We start from the raw sequence: 17760 nt of genomic DNA on the forward strand, positions 1-17760 counted from the left end.
GATGGCACAGCCTCAGCAGCCCCAGGATCCGGACGACCGGCGCCTGGAGACGCACCCCGACCTGATGAACCCGGATTGGCAGAAGTACGCCGAGCGGGACGCCTGGCTGGGCGCGAAGAAGGACCTGAAGAAGCGCCGCAAACGCGAGCGCCGCACCGGCGGCCACCAGCAGCCGGGGCACAGCCGGTGGCCGGGCGTGCTCGCGCTGTCGCTGGTCGTCCTGCTGGTCGTGGCGGCCATCGTCGTGCACCAGATCCAGGGCGTCGGCGTCAACGAGGACCCGTTCCTGTTCTTCGGCTCGTGACGAAGTAACGCCCGGCCCCCGCCGTCGATGTTCAGGCATCGACCTTGGGGGAAAGAAACGTGGACGACGACGACCTGCTCGATTCCCACCCGGACCTGATGGACCCGGAGTGGCGCAAGCACGCGCAGACCGACGCCTGGCTGGGCGCCAAGAAGGACCGCAAGCAGTTCCGCAAGCAGCAGAAGCGCGGCGCGCGGAAACCGCGGCGGCGCTGGTGGATCTTCGCTGTGTTCGTGGCGATCCTCGGTCTGACGACGGCGGGGATCGTGTACGTCGGCCACCGATCGGCCCCGGCCCGGGAGGCGGTGCCGGAGGTCCCGGACCCGACGAGCGTGCCGGACTACGCCCACGTCGACCTGGCCAGGCCGTACGACGACACCCCCGCCCAGAACTGGCCGAAGGGGCTCGACGGCATCACCGCGGCCCCGGCCGGACCCACCGAAGCCGACGCGTACGCCAAGGTCAAGCAGGTCATCTCGGCGGCCCGGTTCGATCCCGCGGTGCTCACCGGGCACGACCCGAAGGCCTTCCTCGCCCTGTTCGCGCCGGACATGCGCGCGCACCTGTCCGAGGTGTTCGCCCGCAAGCCGGCGAAGGACGTCGCGAGCTTCGACTCCTACCTGACCGAAATCGCCGACGGCTACCACCTGCTCGACGCCGGGCCCCGCACGTTCGGCACCCTCGCGGCGCACCCCGGCGCCAAGCCCGGCGAGCTGGCCGTCGACGCCAAGTACGTCATCGCCTACGCCTTCGACAACGTCCACCCCGAGGGGCTTACCAGCCCGAACGAGATCGTCAGCTTCCTGCGCGTGGACGAGACGTACATCATCCGCAGCGGCCGGACCTTCACCAAGAGCAGCACGGGGCTCTGGCTCGAGAACGTCCACAGCGCGTTTTCGTCGGTCGGCTGTGCCGCCGCCAGGGAGGGTTTCCTGGCGCCCGGCTACGCGAACCCGCCGGCCGGGCCGTCGGGCGGCGACCAGCAGGCGCCCGGCTACTACGACCCGAAGTACCCGGTGCCGACCCTCGACAACTGCCACGGATAGAGGTCGATCACAGCCCGATGCACAGTCTGGGCTGTACAGTTAGACTGTGTGCATGGGCGAAGTACCCGCACACGTGGCCGAAACCGCCGGCTGGCTCCGCGGTGTCGTCGCGCAGCTGCACCGGCGGCTGCGCCACGTCGACAACGCCGGGATCCTGACGCCGTCGCAGTCCGCCGTGCTCAACCGGCTGCACCGCGAAGGTCCCGCCACGCAGGGTGAGCTGGCCGCCGCCGAGCACGTGCGGCAGCAGTCGATGGCCGCCACCCTCGGGGTGCTCGACGAGCTCGGCTACCTCGCCCGCACCCCCGACCCGGCCGACCGGCGCCGCGTGGTGATCAGCCTGTCCGAGTCCGGCCGCGACACCGTGCGCGGCATCCTCCAGCACCGCGAGGAATGGCTCGCCCAGGCGCTGGCGGACGCCCTGTCCCCCGCCGAGCTCGACGCCGTCACCCGCGCGCTGCCCCTGCTGCAGCGCGTCGCGGAACACTGAAAGAAGGCATCCTCACGACCACCCTCACCGCACCCGCGAAGTTCGGCGCCCGCCTGGTCACCCCGCTGGTGGCCGGCGCGGTGCTCAACCCGATCAACTCCACGCTCATCGCCGTCGCGCTCGTCCCGATCGGGCAGAGCTTCGGCGCCGGCCCCGGCCAGACCGCGTGGCTGATCTCGGCGCTCTACCTGGCCACCGCGGTCGGGCAGCCGGTGGTCGGCCTGCTCGTCGACCGCTACGGCGCCCGCCGCGTCCTGCTCGGCGGCGCGACGCTGGTGATCATCGCCGGGATCGCCGGCCTGATCCCGATCTCCGTCGGCTGGCTGACCGGCGTGCGGGTCGTGCTGGGCCTGGGCACGTGCGCCGGGTTCCCGGCCGCGATGGCCGTGCTGCGCCACCACGCGGAAGCCACCGGCCAGGGCGTGCCCGCCCGCGTGCTGGCGCTGCTGTCGATGTCCGCGCAGACGGTGATGGTGATCGGCCCGACGCTCGGCGGGGTGCTGATCGCCCTGTTCGGCTGGCCCGCGATCTTCGCGGTGAACATCCCGCTGGCCGGGCTTTCGCTGGTGCTGGCGCTGCTGTGGGTCCCGAAGAGCGACCGCGGCGAGCGCACGGCGAAGCGGATCGACGTCCTGGGCATCGCGCTGTTCTCGGCGACGCTGCTCGCGCTGCTGGTCTTCCTGATGGACCCCGGCGCCGACAGCTGGGTGCTCGCCCTCGTCGCGGTCTTCGGCACCGCGTTCACGCTGGTCGAGCTGCGCCGCGGCGACCCGTTCCTGGACCTGCGGATGCTCGCGGCCAACCGGGCGATCCTGCGCACCTACCTGCGCCAGGCCCTGAGCTTCATGGCCATCTACGCGATCATGTTCGGCTACGTCCAGTGGCTGGAGACGACGCGGCAGCTGTCCGAGGAGGCCGCCGGGCTGATGCTGCTGCCGATGTCGGGCACGGCGGTGTGCGCGGCGGCGTTTTCCGGCCGCGCGTCGGGGATCCGCGCGCGGCTGATCACGGTCGCGGTGGCCCTGGTCGGCGGGTCCGCGCTGCTGCTGCTCGTCCACGACGGCACGTGGGTCGGCGCCCTGCTGGCGCTGGCGGCGTTGTTCGGTCTGGCCCAGGGCCTCACGAGCGTCGCGAACCAGACGACGCTCTACCGCGAGGCACCGGCCGAGCAGATGGGCACGGCGAGCGGCCTGTTCCGCACGGCGCAGTACTTCGGCGCGATCGTCGCCTCGACGCTGATCGCCCTTTGCTACGGCCCGCACGCGGACTCGGCCGGTCTGCACCGGCTGGGGATCGCGCTGATCGTCGTCAGCGTCCTGCTGCTCGTCGTCACCCTCGCCGACCGGGGATTGCGCGCCGCCGAAGCGTGACCCGTGTTCGCGTTCCGGATCATCGAGGCGCACGATGAACGCATGACCCGTGAAGCGCCGGTGCAGGACGTGGACGAGAACCGCCTCGAGGTGGGCAAGCCGAAGGGCTGGGCGGCCGGGATACCGGGCGTGGCCGTGTCGCTCGCGCGCAGCGTCGAGCAGATGGGCACCGGCCGGACGGTCAAGGCGCTGCGGCTGCTGAACCAGCGCGAGGGCTTCGACTGCCCGGGGTGCGCGTGGCCGGAACCCCGTGAGGTCGACGGTGAAAAGCGCAAGCTCGCCGAGTTCTGCGAGAACGGCGCCAAGGCGGTCGCCGAGGAGGCCACGAAACGGCGCGTGGACCGCGAGTTCTTCGCGAAGCACCCGATCGGCGAACTGCGCACGAAGACCGACTACTGGCTCGGCCAGCAGGGCCGGATCACCGAGCCGTTCGTGCTCCGCGAAGGCGCGACGCACTACGAACCGATCTCCTGGGACGACGCGTTCGAGCTGGTCGCCGGCGAGCTGAAGGCGCTGACCGACCCGAACGAGGCGATCTTCTACACCTCGGGCCGCACCAGCAACGAGGCCGCGTTCCTCTACCAGCTGCTCGTGCGCTCCTTCGGCACCAACAACCTGCCGGACTGCTCGAACATGTGCCACGAGTCCTCGGGCGCCGCGCTGTCGGCGACCACCGGCGTCGGCAAGGGCTCGGTCAGCCTCGCCGACATCCACCAGGCCGACCTCATCGTCGTCGTCGGGCAGAACCCGGGCACCAATCACCCGCGGATGCTCTCGGCGCTGGAGGAGGCCAAGGGGAACGGCGCGAAGATCATCGCCGTGAACCCGTTGCCCGAGGCCGGGTTGATGCGGTTCAAGAACCCGCAGAACGTCCGCGGGGTCGTCGGCAAGGGCACCCCGCTGGCCGACGAGTTCGCGCAGATCCGCCTCGGTGGCGACCTCGCGCTGTTCCAGGCCGTCGGGCACCTGCTGCTGGCCTGGGACGAGGAAGCGCCCGGCGCGATCGTCGACCGCGACTTCGTCGAACGGGTCACCGAGGGCTTCGACGACTACGCCAAGCACCTGCGTGAAATCGACTGGACCGAGGTCGAACGGGCCACCGGGCTGCCGCGCGAGCAGATCGAACGCGTCGCGCGGATGATCGCCTCTTCCGATCGCACGATCTACTGCTGGGCGATGGGCCTGACGCAGCACAAGCACGCCGTCCCGACCATCTCCGAGATCGCGAACCTCGCGTTGCTGCGCGGGATGATCGGCAAGCCGGGCGCGGGGCTGTGCCCGGTGCGCGGGCACTCGAACGTCCAGGGCGACCGGACGATGGGCATCTGGGAGAAGATGCCGCAGTCCTTCATGGACGCTCTCGCGGGCGAGTTCGGCATCGACGTCCCGCGCGAGCACGGCTTCGACACCGTCGACGCGATCCGGGCGATGCGCGACGGCCGTGGCAAGGTGTTCTTCGCCGTGGGCGGCAACTTCGCCTCCGCGACGCCGGACACGGAGACGACCGGGAAGGCGCTCGAGTCGTGCTCGCTCACCGTGCACGTCTCGACGAAGCTGAACCGGTCGCACGTCGTGCACGGCCGCACCGCGCTGGTCCTGCCGACGCTCGGGCGCACCGAGCGGGACGTCCAGGCGAGCGGCGAGCAGTTCGTCACGGTCGAGGACTCGATGTCGCAGGTGCACGCTTCCCGCGGGCGCCTCAAGCCGGCGAGCGAGCACCTGCTGTCGGAGGTCGCCATTATCTGCCGGCTGGGCGAGACGCTGTTCGGGGCCGGACACGCGGTGCCGTGGCGGACGTTCGAGACCGACTACGACCTGATCCGCGACCGCATCTCGCGGGTGGTGCCGGGCTGCCAGGACTACAACCGCCGCGTCCGCGAGCCGGACGGGTTCGTGCTGCCGCACGCGCCGCGCGATTCGCGGGAGTTCACCGGCACGGCCAACGGCAAGGGCAACTTCACGGTGTCGGCGCTGGAGTACCCGGCCGTGCCCGAGGGGCGGCTGCTGCTGCAGACGATGCGCAGCCACGACCAGTACAACACCACGATCTACGGGCTGTCCGACCGTTACCGCGGCATCGAGAACGCCCGCCGGGTGGTGCTGGTGAACCCGGCCGACATCACGGCGCTCGGACTGACCGACGGCGCGCTGGTCGACCTGGTCTCGGAGTGGCGCGACGGCGACCGCCGGGCGCCGGCGTTCCGCGTGGTCTCCTACCCGACCGCCCCCGGCTGCGCGGCGGCGTACTTCCCGGAGGCCAACGCGCTGGTGCCGCTGGACTCGGTCGCGGAGAAGTCGAACACGCCGGTGTCGAAGGCGATCGTGGTGCGCCTCGAGCCTCAGGCCTGACGGGCCGGGCGCGTCGCCGCGGCGGGGAGGTCCCGGCCGGTCCGGACCGGGCCGGCGGCGACGATCCCCGTCGCCGCGACGAGCACGGCCATGACGGCCCACACCGCCGCGCGCGACCCGGCCAGCGCACCCACGGCACCGGCGAGCAGGGCACCGGCGGCGCTCGAGCCGTTCGCCAGCAGGCTGCTGGTGGCGACGACCCGGCCGCGCACGTCCGGCGGCGGGTAGGTCTGCCGGAAACCCGCGGCGAGCACGTTCGCCGCCACCACGGCCGCGCCGACGGCGACCCCGCCGGCCGCGGCGAAGGCCAGGCCGGGACCGGGCGCGGTGAGCGGGATGAGCAAGCCGGGCGGGGTCAGGGTGAGCAGGCAGACCAGCAGGCCGCGCGCGCTGCCCCAGCGCCGCGCGAGCCGGACGGCGAGGGCCGCGCCGAGCACCCCGCCGGCCCCCGGGGCCGCCACCAGGATCCCCACCGCACCCGGCGGGACGCCCACCTCCTGCACGAAGAAGACGACCTGGATCGCCTGGTAACCGGTCAGCGCGACGTTGGCGACCGCGCTGTACACCGCCAGCGAGCGCAGGTACCGGTCGTGGGCCACCCACCGCAGCCCGTCGGCGATCTCGCGGCGCAGCGTGGTCCGCCCGCGGGCGGGCGGCCGCGGTGGTTCCCGCGCGGAGATCGCCGCCAGGCAGCCCGCGGAGACCAGGAACGTCACCGCGTCGACGACCAGGCCCGCCACCGCGCCCGCCCACTGGGCGAGCACGCCCGCCAGGCTCCGGCCGGCGAGCTGCGCGACCGACTCGCTGCCCTGCAGCTTCGCGTTCCCCTCCGGCAGGTCCGCCGGGGCGACGAGGACCGGGAGGTACACGCGGTAGGCGGTGCTGAACAGGACGCTGCTCGCCCCGGTCAGCAGCGCGACCACGACCAGCTGCGCCACCGTCAGCACGCCCAGCCCGGCCGCGACCGGGACGCTGACGAGCGCCGCGGCGGAAAGCACGTCGCAGCTCAGCAGCACCGGCCGGCGCGGGAGCCGGTCGACCCACGCCCCGGCCGGCAGGCCGATCAGCAGCCACGGCAGCCAGGACGCGGCCGCGAGCACGCCCACGGTGAACGGGCCGGCGTGCGTGACCAGCACCGCCACCAGGGGCAGCGCGACGGTCGTGACGTTGCTGCCCAGCTTGCTGGTCGTCTCGCCCGCCCACAGCAGGCGGAAATCCCGGTGCCACCACAGGCCACCACGCCGTCCGGCCATCCGGCCCCCTCCCGATCTTCCGGGAGGATGCCTCGGGCACGCGCGGCTGTCAGCGATTTTCGCGGTCGGCGCAACGCCGGTGGGGTCTCAGCCCTTGTAGTCGCGCTGCAGGGTGCTGGTCATGTCGGTGACCACGGCCTGGACGTTGTCGAGCGTCGCCGGCGGGATCATCGCGGCCTCCGTGCCGCCGTCGGCTATCGCCATGCTCAGCACGACGTTGCCCGTGCGGACCGCGGCCCACTGCTCGGAGAACCCGGCTTCGTCGCCGATGTCGGTGGCCAGGCGGACGCCCGAGTGGTCGCCGAGCGCGTCGGTCAGCAGCTGGCTCGCCTTGGTCGCGGCGTCGCCCGCGTCGGAATCGGTGAACCGGACCACGGCGATCGTCACCAGCCGGTAGTCCTGCAGGTTGGGCTTGCCGCCGCCGAGGTCGCGGGCGAACACGCGCTTGCAGCTGGTGAGGTCGTTGCCCTCGGCCGAGCGGTCCTGGGGGATGACCTTCGCGTCGGCGGTCTTCACCGACGCGGCCGGCACTTCGACGGTGCCGGGGGCGAGCTGCTGGTGCGCGTTCGGTCCGGGCAGCTTGCAGGCGTCGATCGCTTCGGGGTAGTGCGCCGCGGCGGACGCCGACTGGCACCCGGTGCACAGAACGGCGGAAGCGAGCACCGGAAGGAGCCACCCTGCGCGGGCAACGCTGATACGCATAGGTTCCGGACTTTCCGTATTTCTCGAAATTGACTTTCCGGGTCGTCACCGGTCCGGTGATCTTTTCCGGTCCGTCCGGCGGGCGGGCCGCCGACGGTCATCGCACCCTGCCTCACCAGGGAGACAGCGTCAAGACCAGTCACCCTCGTGGTCCGCCGTGGTCCGGTCGGCGGAAAACGCGGTCACGCCGTGCCGCGGAAACTATTTCCGCGATTTCACCGATTCGCGTGAAAAGCTGCGCTCAATTCACGCAGACGACACCGTCGGAGGTGATCGGCTCGTCGCCGGCGGCCGGGGCACCGCCACCACCGGTCGTCCCCGGCCCCGAATACACCGTCCCGAGCACGACCTCGATGTGCCCCGCCGGCACCGCCGCGGACTCCTGCGTCGCCAGCCCGCCCAGCAACCGCGCGACCTCCGCGCCCTGCTTCGCGAGGTCCGTGCCGAAGCGGACCAGGGACGTCCGGCGCGCGCCGGTGTTCCCGGTCGTGCCCTTCGCGAAGCCGTGCTCGCCGAGGAACCCGGACACGCGGGCCGCGAGCCCGCTCTTGGGGCTCGCGTTGGTGACGTCGACGGTGACGGGCGCGGCCTGCGTCTTCGGCGCGGCGGTCCCGATCAGGTTCGCCGCGAAGGCCTTCACGGCGGCCGGGTCGACCTGCACGGCCGTGGCACGCGGGTTGTCGGTGTCGTACCGGTAGTCGCGGTTGACGACCGGGATCGTTTCGAACTGGATGCCGCCGCCGCTGACCCCGCGCATCTGCGCGACGAAGTCGAGCAGGTTCCACGAATCGTCGAGCACGACCGACCGCTTGACGGCGTCGATGAGGTCGGACAGCTTCCCCGGGTTGGTCAGCGTGCCCGCCGACAGCACCTGCCGGGCCAGCCCGGCGAGGAACACCTGCTGGCGCCGGACGCGGGCGAAGTCGGTGCCGAGGAGCCCGTCGCGCTGGCGGACGAAGGCCAGCGCCTCGGCGCCCTGGACCTTCTGCGGCCCGGCGGGGAAGTCCGCGCCGGAGTTCTTGTCCTTCGTGGCTTCCTTGAGGCAGACGTCGACGCCGCCGACCGCCTTGCTGATCTCGTAGAAGCTGAGCAGGTTGACCTCGGCGTAGTGGTCGATCTTGACGCCGGTGAGGTCCTCGACCGCCTGCCGCGTCCCGCGCCGGCCGGCGGTGAGGGCGGCCCTGGTGACCTTGGCCTTGTCGGTCTCCCCCGCGTCGCGCTGCCGCTTGGCTTCGGCGGCCTTCGCGCGGCCGAACGCGGCGTTGATCTTGCCCTTCCCGCCGGGCATCGACACGTAGCTGTCGCGCGGGATGGAAAACGCTTTCACCTCGTGCGTCCCGTTCGGGATCCGCAGCACGATCAGGGTGTCGGTGAGGTCGTCGCCGTTGGCCCCGGCCCGCAGCTCGCGCAGGACGTCCGCGGGAAGCGGGTTCTCCTGCTGGTCGGTCCGGGAGTCCCGGCCGACGAGCAGGACGTCGAGCGACCCGTCGGCGGGCTGCTCACCGGGCGCCGTGCCGTCGTCGCCGATCACGCTGTCGCGCGTGACGTCGTCGAGGGCGTGGAGGTTCGAGTAGCCGTACCCGGTCCCGCACAGGACCGCGAAGGCCAGCCCGGCGACGGCGATCTTCCCCAGTAGGTGCACGCCCTACCGACGCCGCCGGGCCGCCTCCCGCTGCACGGGTGAGGCAGGTCACACGGGCTCAGCCGAAGAGCTGCACCAGTTTCAGGAACAGCTGGTACACGCCGTAGGCGAAGGGCAGGACCACCCACGCCCACGCCAGCACGATCAGCGGCACCCGGCTGGGCTTCGTCGCCGGCTCGGTCATCACGCCTCACTCCTCGCGGCCGCGCCCGCGGCGACGGGCTCGTGGTACTTCTCCTTGACCGGGCGGACCAGCTCGTTGGCCACGAAGCCGACCACGAGCAGGCCGATCATGATGTAGAACGACGTCGTGTACAGGTCCGGTCCGGACTTGCCCGCCGCCTTCTCGCTGTCGGCGATCCGGTTGACGATCAGCGGGCCGAGCACGCCGGCGACCGACCACGCCGTGAGCAGCCTGCCGTGGATCGCGCCGACCTGGAAGGTGCCGAAGAGGTCCTTCAGGTACGCCGGGACCGTCGCGAACCCGCCGCCGTAGAACGACAGGATCACCATGGCGCACAGGATGAACACGAGCTTCGACGAGTTCTGCGTCAGCGCGATCACCAGGTACAGCACCGCGCCGACGCCGAGGTAGGTGCGGTAGATGTTCTTGCGCCCCACCAGGTCCGATGTGGACGACCAGACGAACCGGCCGAGCATGTTGCACAGCGACAGCAGCGCGACGAACCCGGCGGCCGCGGCCGTGCCGACCGGCGTGGACGTGTTCTTGAAGAAGTCCACGATCATCGGCGACGCCTTCTCCAGGATGCCGATCCCCGCGGTGACGTTGAAGCAGAGCACCACCCACAGGCACCAGAACTGCGGCGTCTTGATGGCGTTGGCCGCCGAGACGTTCGCCGTGCTGATCATCGCCTTGCCGTGGTCGGTCTTCGGTTCCCAGCCGGCCGGCTTCCAGTCGTCGGCCGGCACCCGCACGAGCAGCCAGCCCATCGACATGAACACCGCGTAGACGATGCCGTGGACCAGGAACGCCGTGGCGATGGTGCCGGTGGTGGGCGCGGTGCCGAGCATCGACGACGACCACGGCGAGGCGATCAGCGCGCCGCCGCCGAAGCCCATGATCGCGATGCCGGTGGCCATGCCCGGCCGGTCCGGGAACCACTTGATGAGCGTGGACACCGGCGAGATGTAGCCGATGCCGAGGCCGATGCCGCCGACCCCGCCGTAGCCGACGACCACGAGCCAGAACTGGCCGGTCGCCACGCCGAGGGCGGAGATGAGGAATCCGCTGGCGAAGCAGCACATCGACACGAACATCGCCCAGCGCGGGCCGTTCTTCTCGACGAGGGTGCCGCCGAACGCGGCGGACAGGCCGAGCATGACGATGCCGAGCTGGAACGGCAGCGAGCTCTGCGTCCCGTTGAGGTGCAGCGTCTTCTCGAGCGGGGTCTTGAAGACGCTCCACGCGTAGGCCTGCCCGATCGACAGGTGTACCGACAGGGCCGCCGGCGGCACCAGCCAGCGCGTCCAGCCCGGGGGTGCCACGATCCGGGAACGGTCCAGGAAACCGAGAGCCATCGGATCCCTCTCCTAGAGTGGGGATGATGGAGGGAATGTATTACTAAATACCCGGCGTTGCACCATGCGGGTGTCAAACTTTCCGGCGGAGAAGGGTGTGGGTCATGGGCAGGGTGACCGTGCGCAGGCCGGTGCGGCGGATCTCCGCGACCGGGGACCGGCGCCGCCCCGACGCGCTGGCCGCCGAAGAACCCCTGGAGCTGCGCGTCGGCGGCAAGGCGCTGGCCGTCACGATGCGCACGCCGGGGCACGACGTCGAGCTGGCCCACGGCTTCCTGTTGTCCGAAGGCGTGATCGGCGGCCGGGAGGACATCGCGGTCGCCCGCTACTGCGACGGCGTCGACGACCAGGGCCGCAACACCTACAACGTCCTGGACATCGCGCTGGCCGACGGCGTGCCGCCGCCGGACACCGGGGTCGAGCGCAACTTCTACACGACCTCGTCGTGCGGGGTCTGCGGCAAAGCCGCACTGGACGCCGTGAAGCTGCGCACCCGCTTCTCCCCCGCCGCGGCCGGATTCGCCGTGAAGAGCGAGACGCTGTCGGCGCTGCCCGACGCGCTGCGCGCCCGCCAGAAGGTGTTCGCCAGCACCGGCGGCCTGCACGCGGCGGCGCTGTTCACCCCGGACGGCGAGCTCGCGGTGGTTCGCGAAGACGTCGGCCGGCACAACGCGGTGGACAAGGTGCTCGGCTGGGCAGTGCTCGAGGGTCGCGTGCCGGCGCCCGGGCACGGTCTGCTCGTGTCCGGGCGCGCGTCGTTCGAACTGGTGCAGAAGGCCGCGATGGCGGGGATCGGGCTGCTGGCCGCGGTGTCCGCGCCGTCGTCGCTGGCGGTCGAGCTGGCGGAGGAGAACGGGATGACCCTGATCGGCTTCCTCCGCGGCGACTCGATGAACCTCTACACCGGCGACCACCGGGTCCTGACCTAGGCTTCGACCCAGTTGCCGTGGAAGCCGTTGGGCACGCGGTCCGGCAGGTGGACCGCCGCGACCGTCTCCAGGGTCTCCGCGTCCAGCAGTGTCAGGTCGCTGCGCTGCGTCGCCGGGTCGAACACGAAGCCCATCAGGACGCCGTCGTCCTCGGCCGCGTCTTCATGGGACGGTACGAAGACGAACTCGCCCGGCTGCCGTCCCGCACCGAACGCGCGTTCCTGGCGCGAGCCGGTCACGAAGTCGTGCTTGAACAGTGATCCGCCCGGCTCCGCGCCGCCGTCGGCCGACATCGCGTAGCCGTAGCGGTGGCGGCGGCCGACGAGCCGTTCGTCCACGCGCGGGAACTCCTGGCCGCGGTCGTCGAGGCGCTCCTCGATGACCTTGCCCGCGGTCAGGTCGACCGTCCAGCGGTCGAGCGTCGGGCCGCCCTCGTCCGGGCCGTGCAGCTCGCGGTCGAACATCCTCGGGTGGCGGACGACGTCGAGCACGATGGCGTCGCCGTCGTCGTAGGCGTTGAGCGGGTGGAAGACGTAGCACGGCTCGACCTCGAACCAGCGGACGTCACCGTTGCCGCCCTCGCGGGGCATCACGCCGATCCGCGCCGGGTACTTCGGGTCCCAGCGGTAGGGCAGGCCGCCGTTCGCGCCGATCTTGCGGGTCATCATGGCCGTCACCGGGTCCGGCACGCGGACCTTGCCGACCATGGCCGAGACGACCAGCTTCGCCGGCGTCCGCAGCGCGCTCGGCACGCTGGCGGCCACGGCCATTTCGGCGTTGAACGTCACCGGCAGGTCGTAGAACACGACGTGCTTCTCGGTCAGGGAGAAGTCGTGCATCATCGGCGACCCGGTGACCTCGACGTCGACCGTGCGCCGTGCGCGGCCATCCACGTCGATCACGGAGTACTGGACCTTGTTGCCCATGCCGAAGAAGTACGAGACGGCGTGCAGCTCGCCGGTGCGCGGGTCGCGCTTGGGGTGGGCGGTGTAGCCGCCCGGGAGCGTGCCGTCGAAGTCGCAGCGGCCGACGGTGTCGAGCTCGTCGGTCAGCTCGTAGATCGGCGCGCCCGCCTCGACCAGGGCGAGGGTCTTGCCCGCGTGGCCGATGACGTTGGTGTTGGCGCCGAGGGCGTCCAGCCCGCAGAAGCGGCTCGGGTCCTCGCCGTCCAGCGTCGCCGCGACGGCCGGGTTGCGCACCCACCGGTTGCGGTACCACTCGGCCTTGCCGTCGCGCAGGCGCACGCCGTGGACCATGCCGTCGCCCATGAACCAGTGGTAGGCCGCCGGGTCGACTTCGGACAGCGGGTTGGGCCCGTTGCGCAGGTAGCGGCCGTCGAGGAAGTCCGGGATGCGCCCGGTGACGGCCAGCTCGGTGATCGTGTGCTCCCGGCTCACCGGGGCGAAGTTGCCTTCGAGGAACTTGTTGCCCATGCCGACCCCTCCAGAGTTGCTATAACTCGGTTATAGCTCAATTTATAACAGGGTTATGAGACACTGGCAAGCATGAGCCCGAAACCGCGCGCGAACGACGTCAAGGAGCGGCTCGTCGCGGCCGCCATCCGGCTGCTCGACGACGGCGGCCCCGAAGCCCTGCAGGCCCGCAAGCTGGCGGCGGAGGTCGGCGTCTCGACGATGGCCGTGTACACGCACTTCGGGGGCATGGCCGCGCTGGTCGACGAGGTCGCGCGCACGGGGTTCGTCCGGCTGTCCGCGTGGCTGGCCGAGGTCGGCGAGACCGACGACCCGGTGGCCGACATCTTCAGCCTCGCCCGCACCTACCGGCAGGCGGTCGCCGAGCAGCCGCAGCTCTTCGCGGTGACGTTCGGCCAGGCCGCACCGGGCGGCAAGCGGGCGACCCTGTCCGACCTCACCACCGAGGAGGGCCGCGAAGCCGCCCAGGAGGGCCTGGAGGCGTTCGACCACATCGTCCGGGCGACCGAGCGGGCCATCGAGGCCGGCCGGTTCCGGCCCGCGGACAAGTACCAGGCCGCCGCGCAGCTGTGGAGCGCACTGCACGGCTTCGTCACCCTCGAGGCTTCGGGCCACTTCGGAGCCGCTGAACAGGGCATCGACCACATTTTGATACCCCTGGGGATCACCCTCGCGGTGGGTCTCGGGGACACTGTGGAGCAGGCGGAACGCTCGACCGAGGCCGCGAAGGCGGCTTGGCGCGCGAGAAACCGAAACGCCGGGCAGGGTGGGAACGACTAACCCGGCGAACAGGGACGTGAGGGGAACGCGGAGCGGGTGCGCGGCGTCCCAAGAACAGCAGCGGGGGACGGAGACAGGTGAACGACGAAAACGGGGAGCGCGCCGAGGCCAAGCCGCCCGGCGAGCCCTTGATCCCGGAGACGGTCGGGGCGGCCGCGGTCCGGGACGCCCGGCGGTGGCTGTCCCGCCGGTCCATGCTGATCGCGGGCGCGTCCGGGCTGGCCGTGACCGGCCTGGCCGTCGGCACCGCCACCGGCAAGCTGCCGTTCAGCCAGGCCCTGCAGCGCACGCTGGGCGTGACGTCGTCGAACCCGACGACCCAGCTGGGCAGCACCCGCGTCGAGCGCGTGTACTCCCAGGCCCGCGGCCGGATGGTCGACCTGGTGTTCATCCTGCCGTCGAAGACCCCGCCGAAGGGGCTGCCGATGTCGCTGATGCTGCACGGCCTGCACGGCAACGCCCGCAACGCGGCCCCGACCGGCACGCTCAAGCAGCTCGCCAGCGACGTCGCCCGCAAGGCGGTCCCGGCGTTCGGCCTGGTGGCCGTCGACGGCGGCGACAACTACTGGCACGAGGTGCACCCGGGCGACGACCCGATGGCAATGCTGCTGGAGGAGGTCCCGCAGTGGCTGAAGGCCCGCGGGTTCGGCGGTGACACCGGCCAGCCGTTCGCGTGCACGGGCGTCTCGATGGGCGGGTTCGGCGCGCTGGTGTACACGCGCCGCCGCGTGGAGCGGCGCCAGCCGCCGGCCGCGGTCGCGACGCTGGCCCCGGCGCTGATCCTGTCCTGGCAGGAGATGGCCAAGCGGCACATCTTCACCGGCCTGAACGACTGGACGGCGCTGGACCCGCTGCGCCACATCGACGAGACGAAGAGCGTCGCCAACGCGATCTACTGCGGCACGGAGGACCCGTTCATCACGGGCGTCCGCCGCTACATCGAGGCGGCCCGCCCGGCGGTCGCCCACACGGCCCACGGCAAGCACGGCGACCCGTTCAACCGGACGGTGGTGCCGAGCGTGATCAGCTTCCTGGGCAAGCACGTGCCCCGCAAGGACTGAGTCAGCAGCCGAAGTGGACCCGGGTCGTCGTGCGGCCCGGGACCCAGTACGTGCGGACCAGGTCCGCCAGCCGGTTCACCAGCAGGAGGCCGCGGCCGCCCGGCGTGGTCGCCGCCGGGGGGATGCGGCCGGCCAGCGGCTCGGTGATCGTGCCCGCGTCCGTCACCTCGCCGACGACCTGGTGCTCCTCGGACCACAGCCGGAGCACCCCCGTGCCGCCGCCGTAGAGGACGCTGTTCGTCGTCAGCTCCGCGATCGCCAGCGCGAAGTCGTCGCGCCGGGGGCGGCGCAGGCCGTGGCGGGCGGCCCAGATCTCCGCGAAGCCGCGCAGCGACGCCATCTGCCCGATGTCGAACCGCCGCTCGACCGCGGCCGGCGGCGGGACCAGCGGCCGCGTGTAGTCCGCGCGGACGCCGTCGGGGTCGAAGCGCGAGCTGGTGAACGGGCCCGCCGGGCCCCACACCTCCGGGTGGGTGCGCTCGGCGTCGGCCAGGGCCTCCGGGGCCAGCGCCGCGATGTCGTACGGGCAGAGCACCGCCAGGTCGCGGCCCACCAGCGCGGTGTTGAGCAACGCCTCGTGCAGCACGCACGCCGGGTACTCGGCGCCGGTCCGGTCGCCCCACAGCGGCTCCGCAACGATCCGCACCGGCCCCGCGTGCTCGCCGGCGAAGGCCAGCAGCACCGAAGGCAGGATCGCGCCGGGGTTGCGGCCCACCCGGCACATGTCGGTCAGCCGGACCTCGTGGACGCGGTCTTCCAGCGCCTTCTCGAGCAGCAGCAGGTTCCGCCCGGGCACGGCGACGGCCACGGGTTCACCCCGGTCGAGACCTTCGAGCAGGAACGGAACGACACCTTCGACGTACGCAGCGTCACCGAGGTAGAAAAACGCGGGATGCCGAACCGATCGGAGGGCATCTAGCACGGGACTGGCTTACCCAGCGCCCGGAGAGTTCAAACGGGTGTTATTCGACCCAGCGGCCGACGACCGACATCAGCCAGAAGCCGACCACGGCCGCGATGGCGAACAGCAGCACCCAGTGGCCCAGCGCACGCCGGTCGGTCACGCCACGGGCCCGCCAGAGGCCGTAGCCGGCCACCAGGAACAGCGGCACCGGGATCAGCGGCAACGGCGACAGCCGGGACACCACGGCCACGACGCACGAGCCCGTGCACACGGCCAGCACGCCCATCAGCACCCGGTTCAGCCACGGGTACCGCTCGACCACGGACGCGACGACGCGCTCGCTCAGCTCGCGGAACCCGAGGACCGGCCCGGCGGCCACCGGCGCCGGTTCCGGGGGCGGCGGTGCCTGCACGCCACCGGCGGGGGCGCCGCCCCCGCCGGTGACCGGCACAGAGTCTGCAGTCATTCAGCTTTCCTGTCGGGTCTCCGGGCCGGCCGGCCCGGAGACGCCCGGCCTCAGGCCGACTTCTCGCCGCGCTCGCTGCGCGTGCGCCGCGTCGGCTGCCGGGCGACGATCGTCGGGTTCACGTTCTCCCGCACGGTCTGCTCGGTGATCACGACCTTCGCCACGTCGTCGCGGCTCGGGATGTCGTACATCACCGGCTGGAGCACTTCTTCCATGATCGCACGCAGCCCGCGGGCACCGGTCCCGCGCAGGACCGCCTGGTCGGCGATGGCCTCGAGCGCGGTCTTGGTGAACTCGAGCTCGACGTTGTCCATCTCGAAGAGCTTCTTGTACTGCTTCACCAGGGCGTTGCGCGGCTGGGTCAGGATGTTGACCAGCGAGTCCTTGTCCAGGTGGTTCACCGTCGCCACGACCGGGAGGCGGCCGATGAACTCCGGGATCAGCCCGAACTTGATCAGGTCCTCGGGCATGGTGTCGGAGAAGACGTCGCTCTCCTCGATCTCGGACTTCGTGCGGATCTCCGCGCCGAAGCCGAGGCCGCGCTTGCCGACCCGCTCGTTGATGATCTTCTCCAGCCCGGCGAACGCGCCGGCCACGATGAACAGCACGTTCGTCGTGTCGATCTGGATGAACTCCTGGTGCGGGTGCTTGCGGCCGCCCTGCGGCGGCACCGAGGCGGTGGTGCCCTCGAGGATCTTCAGCAGGGCCTGCTGCACGCCCTCGCCGGAGACGTCCCGCGTGATCGACGGGTTCTCGCTCTTGCGGGCGATCTTGTCGACCTCGTCGATGTAGATGATCCCGGTCTCGGCCCGCTTGACGTCGTAGTCCGCCGCCTGGATGAGCTTGAGCAGGATGTTCTCGACGTCCTCGCCGACGTACCCGGCTTCGGTCAGCGCCGTGGCGTCCGCGATCGCGAACGGCACGTTCAGCAGCTTCGCCAGCGTCTGCGCGAGGTAGGTCTTGCCGCACCCGGTGGGGCCGAGCATCAGGATGTTCGACTTGGCGAGCTCGACCGACTCCTCCTTGGAGTCCTTCGGCCCGGCCTTGTCGTCCGCCTGGATCCGCTTGTAGTGGTTGTAGACCGCTACCGCGAGCGTCCGCTTGGCGTCGTCCTGGCCGATGATGTACTGCTCGAGGAACTCGTGGATGTCGGCGGGCTTGGGCAGCTCGTCGAGCTTGACGTCGCCGGCCTCGGCCAGCTCCTCCTCGATGATCTCATTGCAGAGGTCGATGCACTCATCGCAGATGTAGACCCCGGGGCCGGCAATGAGCTTCTTCACCTGCTTCTGGCTCTTCCCGCAGAAAGAACACTTCAGCAGGTCTCCGCCGTCACCGATCCGTGCCATGGCCGTTGACCTCGTCCCCTCCGGCGCGGGTTGAGCGCGCCTGACGTGTGTTGCGACGGTGCGACCCGGCGGTCACGGACGACCGAGCGGAGCCTCACGCATTGCCACTGACGGTACCCGTCCGATGCCGTGGGCGGGAACACCCA

17 protein-coding genes are annotated in these 17760 nt (G+C 71.3%); 8 read left to right on the top strand and 9 right to left on the bottom strand.

The window, feature by feature from the left end; all coding sequences use genetic code 11:
* The first annotated feature begins 1 nt into the window (after position 1).
* The 5 genes from ACWEVP_RS15005 to ACWEVP_RS15025 all read left to right on the top strand — a co-directional run bounded on the left by ACWEVP_RS15005 (position 2) and on the right by ACWEVP_RS15025 (position 5559).
* Entirely contained in the window at positions 2–304 is a 303-nt protein-coding gene (locus ACWEVP_RS15005) for a hypothetical protein (RefSeq protein ID WP_452063112.1), read from the top strand.
* Positions 305–363: 59 nt separating this feature from the next.
* Complete coding sequence (locus ACWEVP_RS15010; RefSeq protein WP_452063113.1) at positions 364–1350, top strand: hypothetical protein; 987 nt, start codon at positions 364–366, stop codon at positions 1348–1350.
* 52 nt (positions 1351–1402) lie between these two features.
* On the top strand, positions 1403–1840 hold the full coding sequence (locus tag ACWEVP_RS15015) for a MarR family winged helix-turn-helix transcriptional regulator (protein ID WP_452063114.1): 438 nt from the start codon (positions 1403–1405) through the stop codon (positions 1838–1840).
* 68 nt (positions 1841–1908) lie between these two features.
* Positions 1909–3210: an MFS transporter gene (locus ACWEVP_RS15020; protein ID WP_452063115.1), complete on the top strand. Its 1302-nt coding sequence runs from the start codon at positions 1909–1911 to the stop codon at positions 3208–3210.
* A gap of 42 nt (positions 3211–3252) precedes the next feature.
* A complete protein-coding gene (locus tag ACWEVP_RS15025) occupies positions 3253–5559 on the top strand; it encodes an FdhF/YdeP family oxidoreductase (RefSeq protein ID WP_452063116.1) in 2307 nt (768 codons plus the stop codon).
* On the opposite strand, the gene ACWEVP_RS15030 is transcribed toward ACWEVP_RS15025, so the two are convergent.
* The 5 genes from ACWEVP_RS15030 to ACWEVP_RS15050 form a co-directional block, all read right to left on the bottom strand.
* Positions 5550–6812: an MFS transporter gene (locus ACWEVP_RS15030; protein WP_452063117.1), complete on the bottom strand. Its 1263-nt coding sequence runs from the start codon at positions 6810–6812 to the stop codon at positions 5550–5552. The two genes, ACWEVP_RS15025 and ACWEVP_RS15030, sit on opposite strands and share 10 nt — an antisense overlap.
* Before the next feature lie 87 nt (positions 6813–6899).
* Positions 6900–7475, bottom strand: a complete 576-nt coding sequence (locus ACWEVP_RS15035) for a hypothetical protein (protein ID WP_452063118.1) — start codon at positions 7473–7475, stop codon at positions 6900–6902.
* A gap of 280 nt (positions 7476–7755) precedes the next feature.
* Positions 7756–9156 (bottom strand): LCP family protein, encoded by a 1401-nt coding sequence (locus ACWEVP_RS15040; protein WP_452063119.1) that lies wholly within the window; start codon positions 9154–9156, stop codon positions 7756–7758.
* Between the two features lie 58 nt (positions 9157–9214).
* Complete coding sequence (locus tag ACWEVP_RS15045; protein ID WP_452063307.1) at positions 9215–9340, bottom strand: MFS transporter small subunit; 126 nt, start codon at positions 9338–9340, stop codon at positions 9215–9217.
* Positions 9340–10695: an L-lactate MFS transporter gene (locus ACWEVP_RS15050; protein WP_452063120.1), complete on the bottom strand. Its 1356-nt coding sequence runs from the start codon at positions 10693–10695 to the stop codon at positions 9340–9342. Before ACWEVP_RS15050 ends, ACWEVP_RS15045 begins: the two co-directional genes overlap by 1 nt.
* Positions 10696–10799: 104 nt before the next feature.
* Here ACWEVP_RS15050 and fdhD point away from each other — a divergent pair, with 104 nt between their 5' ends.
* Positions 10800–11624, top strand: coding sequence for a formate dehydrogenase accessory sulfurtransferase FdhD (gene fdhD, locus ACWEVP_RS15055; protein WP_452063121.1), 825 nt, complete (start codon positions 10800–10802; stop codon positions 11622–11624).
* On the opposite strand, the gene ACWEVP_RS15060 is transcribed toward fdhD, so the two are convergent.
* Positions 11621–13057 carry a carotenoid oxygenase family protein gene (locus tag ACWEVP_RS15060; protein ID WP_452063122.1) on the bottom strand — a complete coding sequence of 479 codons (1437 nt, stop codon included), beginning with the start codon at positions 13055–13057 and terminating at the stop codon, positions 11621–11623. The genes fdhD and ACWEVP_RS15060 overlap by 4 nt on opposite strands.
* Positions 13058–13129: 72 nt before the next feature.
* On the opposite strand from ACWEVP_RS15060, the gene ACWEVP_RS15065 reads away from it, so the two are divergent.
* Together ACWEVP_RS15065 and ACWEVP_RS15070 are read left to right on the top strand one after the other, a co-directional pair.
* Entirely contained in the window at positions 13130–13837 is a 708-nt protein-coding gene (locus tag ACWEVP_RS15065) for a TetR/AcrR family transcriptional regulator (protein WP_452063123.1), read from the top strand.
* A gap of 194 nt (positions 13838–14031) precedes the next feature.
* Positions 14032–14898, top strand: a complete 867-nt coding sequence (locus ACWEVP_RS15070) for an alpha/beta hydrolase (RefSeq protein WP_452063308.1) — start codon at positions 14032–14034, stop codon at positions 14896–14898.
* Between the two features lies 1 nt (position 14899).
* Here the strand turns inward: ACWEVP_RS15070 and ACWEVP_RS15075 are convergent, their stop codons facing one another.
* The 3 genes from ACWEVP_RS15075 to clpX are packed head-to-tail and all read right to left on the bottom strand — an operon-like array spanning position 14900 to position 17614.
* Entirely contained in the window at positions 14900–15820 is a 921-nt protein-coding gene (locus tag ACWEVP_RS15075) for an anti-sigma factor RsbA family regulatory protein (protein WP_452063124.1), read from the bottom strand.
* A 40-nt stretch (positions 15821–15860) separates the two neighbouring features.
* Positions 15861–16268 carry a hypothetical protein gene (locus ACWEVP_RS15080; RefSeq protein ID WP_452063125.1) on the bottom strand — a complete coding sequence of 136 codons (408 nt, stop codon included), beginning with the start codon at positions 16266–16268 and terminating at the stop codon, positions 15861–15863.
* A gap of 50 nt (positions 16269–16318) precedes the next feature.
* A complete protein-coding gene (gene clpX, locus ACWEVP_RS15085) occupies positions 16319–17614 on the bottom strand; it encodes an ATP-dependent Clp protease ATP-binding subunit ClpX (RefSeq protein ID WP_364455901.1) in 1296 nt (431 codons plus the stop codon).
* Positions 17615–17760: the final 146 nt, after the last annotated feature.

The organism is Amycolatopsis sp. NPDC003865 (assembly GCF_053605345.1).

Excerpts from the sequence above, each read along its gene's own strand:
- ACWEVP_RS15005 (WP_452063112.1), top strand. The coding sequence starts at position 2 with ATGGCACAGCCTCAGCAGCCCCAGGATCCGGACGACCGGCGCCTGGAG.
- ACWEVP_RS15015 (WP_452063114.1), top strand. The coding sequence starts at position 1,403 with ATGGGCGAAGTACCCGCACACGTGGCCGAAACCGCCGGCTGGCTCCGC.
- ACWEVP_RS15025 (WP_452063116.1), top strand. The coding sequence starts at position 3,253 with ATGACCCGTGAAGCGCCGGTGCAGGACGTGGACGAGAACCGCCTCGAG.
- ACWEVP_RS15030 (WP_452063117.1), bottom strand. The coding sequence starts at position 6,812 with ATGGCCGGACGGCGTGGTGGCCTGTGGTGGCACCGGGATTTCCGCCTG.
- ACWEVP_RS15045 (WP_452063307.1), bottom strand. The coding sequence starts at position 9,340 with ATGACCGAGCCGGCGACGAAGCCCAGCCGGGTGCCGCTGATCGTGCTG.
- ACWEVP_RS15050 (WP_452063120.1), bottom strand. The coding sequence starts at position 10,695 with ATGGCTCTCGGTTTCCTGGACCGTTCCCGGATCGTGGCACCCCCGGGC.
- fdhD (WP_452063121.1), top strand. The coding sequence starts at position 10,800 with ATGGGCAGGGTGACCGTGCGCAGGCCGGTGCGGCGGATCTCCGCGACC.
- ACWEVP_RS15060 (WP_452063122.1), bottom strand. The coding sequence starts at position 13,057 with ATGGGCAACAAGTTCCTCGAAGGCAACTTCGCCCCGGTGAGCCGGGAG.
- ACWEVP_RS15065 (WP_452063123.1), top strand. The coding sequence starts at position 13,130 with ATGAGCCCGAAACCGCGCGCGAACGACGTCAAGGAGCGGCTCGTCGCG.
- ACWEVP_RS15070 (WP_452063308.1), top strand. The coding sequence starts at position 14,032 with ATGCTGATCGCGGGCGCGTCCGGGCTGGCCGTGACCGGCCTGGCCGTC.
- ACWEVP_RS15080 (WP_452063125.1), bottom strand. The coding sequence starts at position 16,268 with ATGACTGCAGACTCTGTGCCGGTCACCGGCGGGGGCGGCGCCCCCGCC.
- clpX (WP_364455901.1), bottom strand. The coding sequence starts at position 17,614 with ATGGCACGGATCGGTGACGGCGGAGACCTGCTGAAGTGTTCTTTCTGC.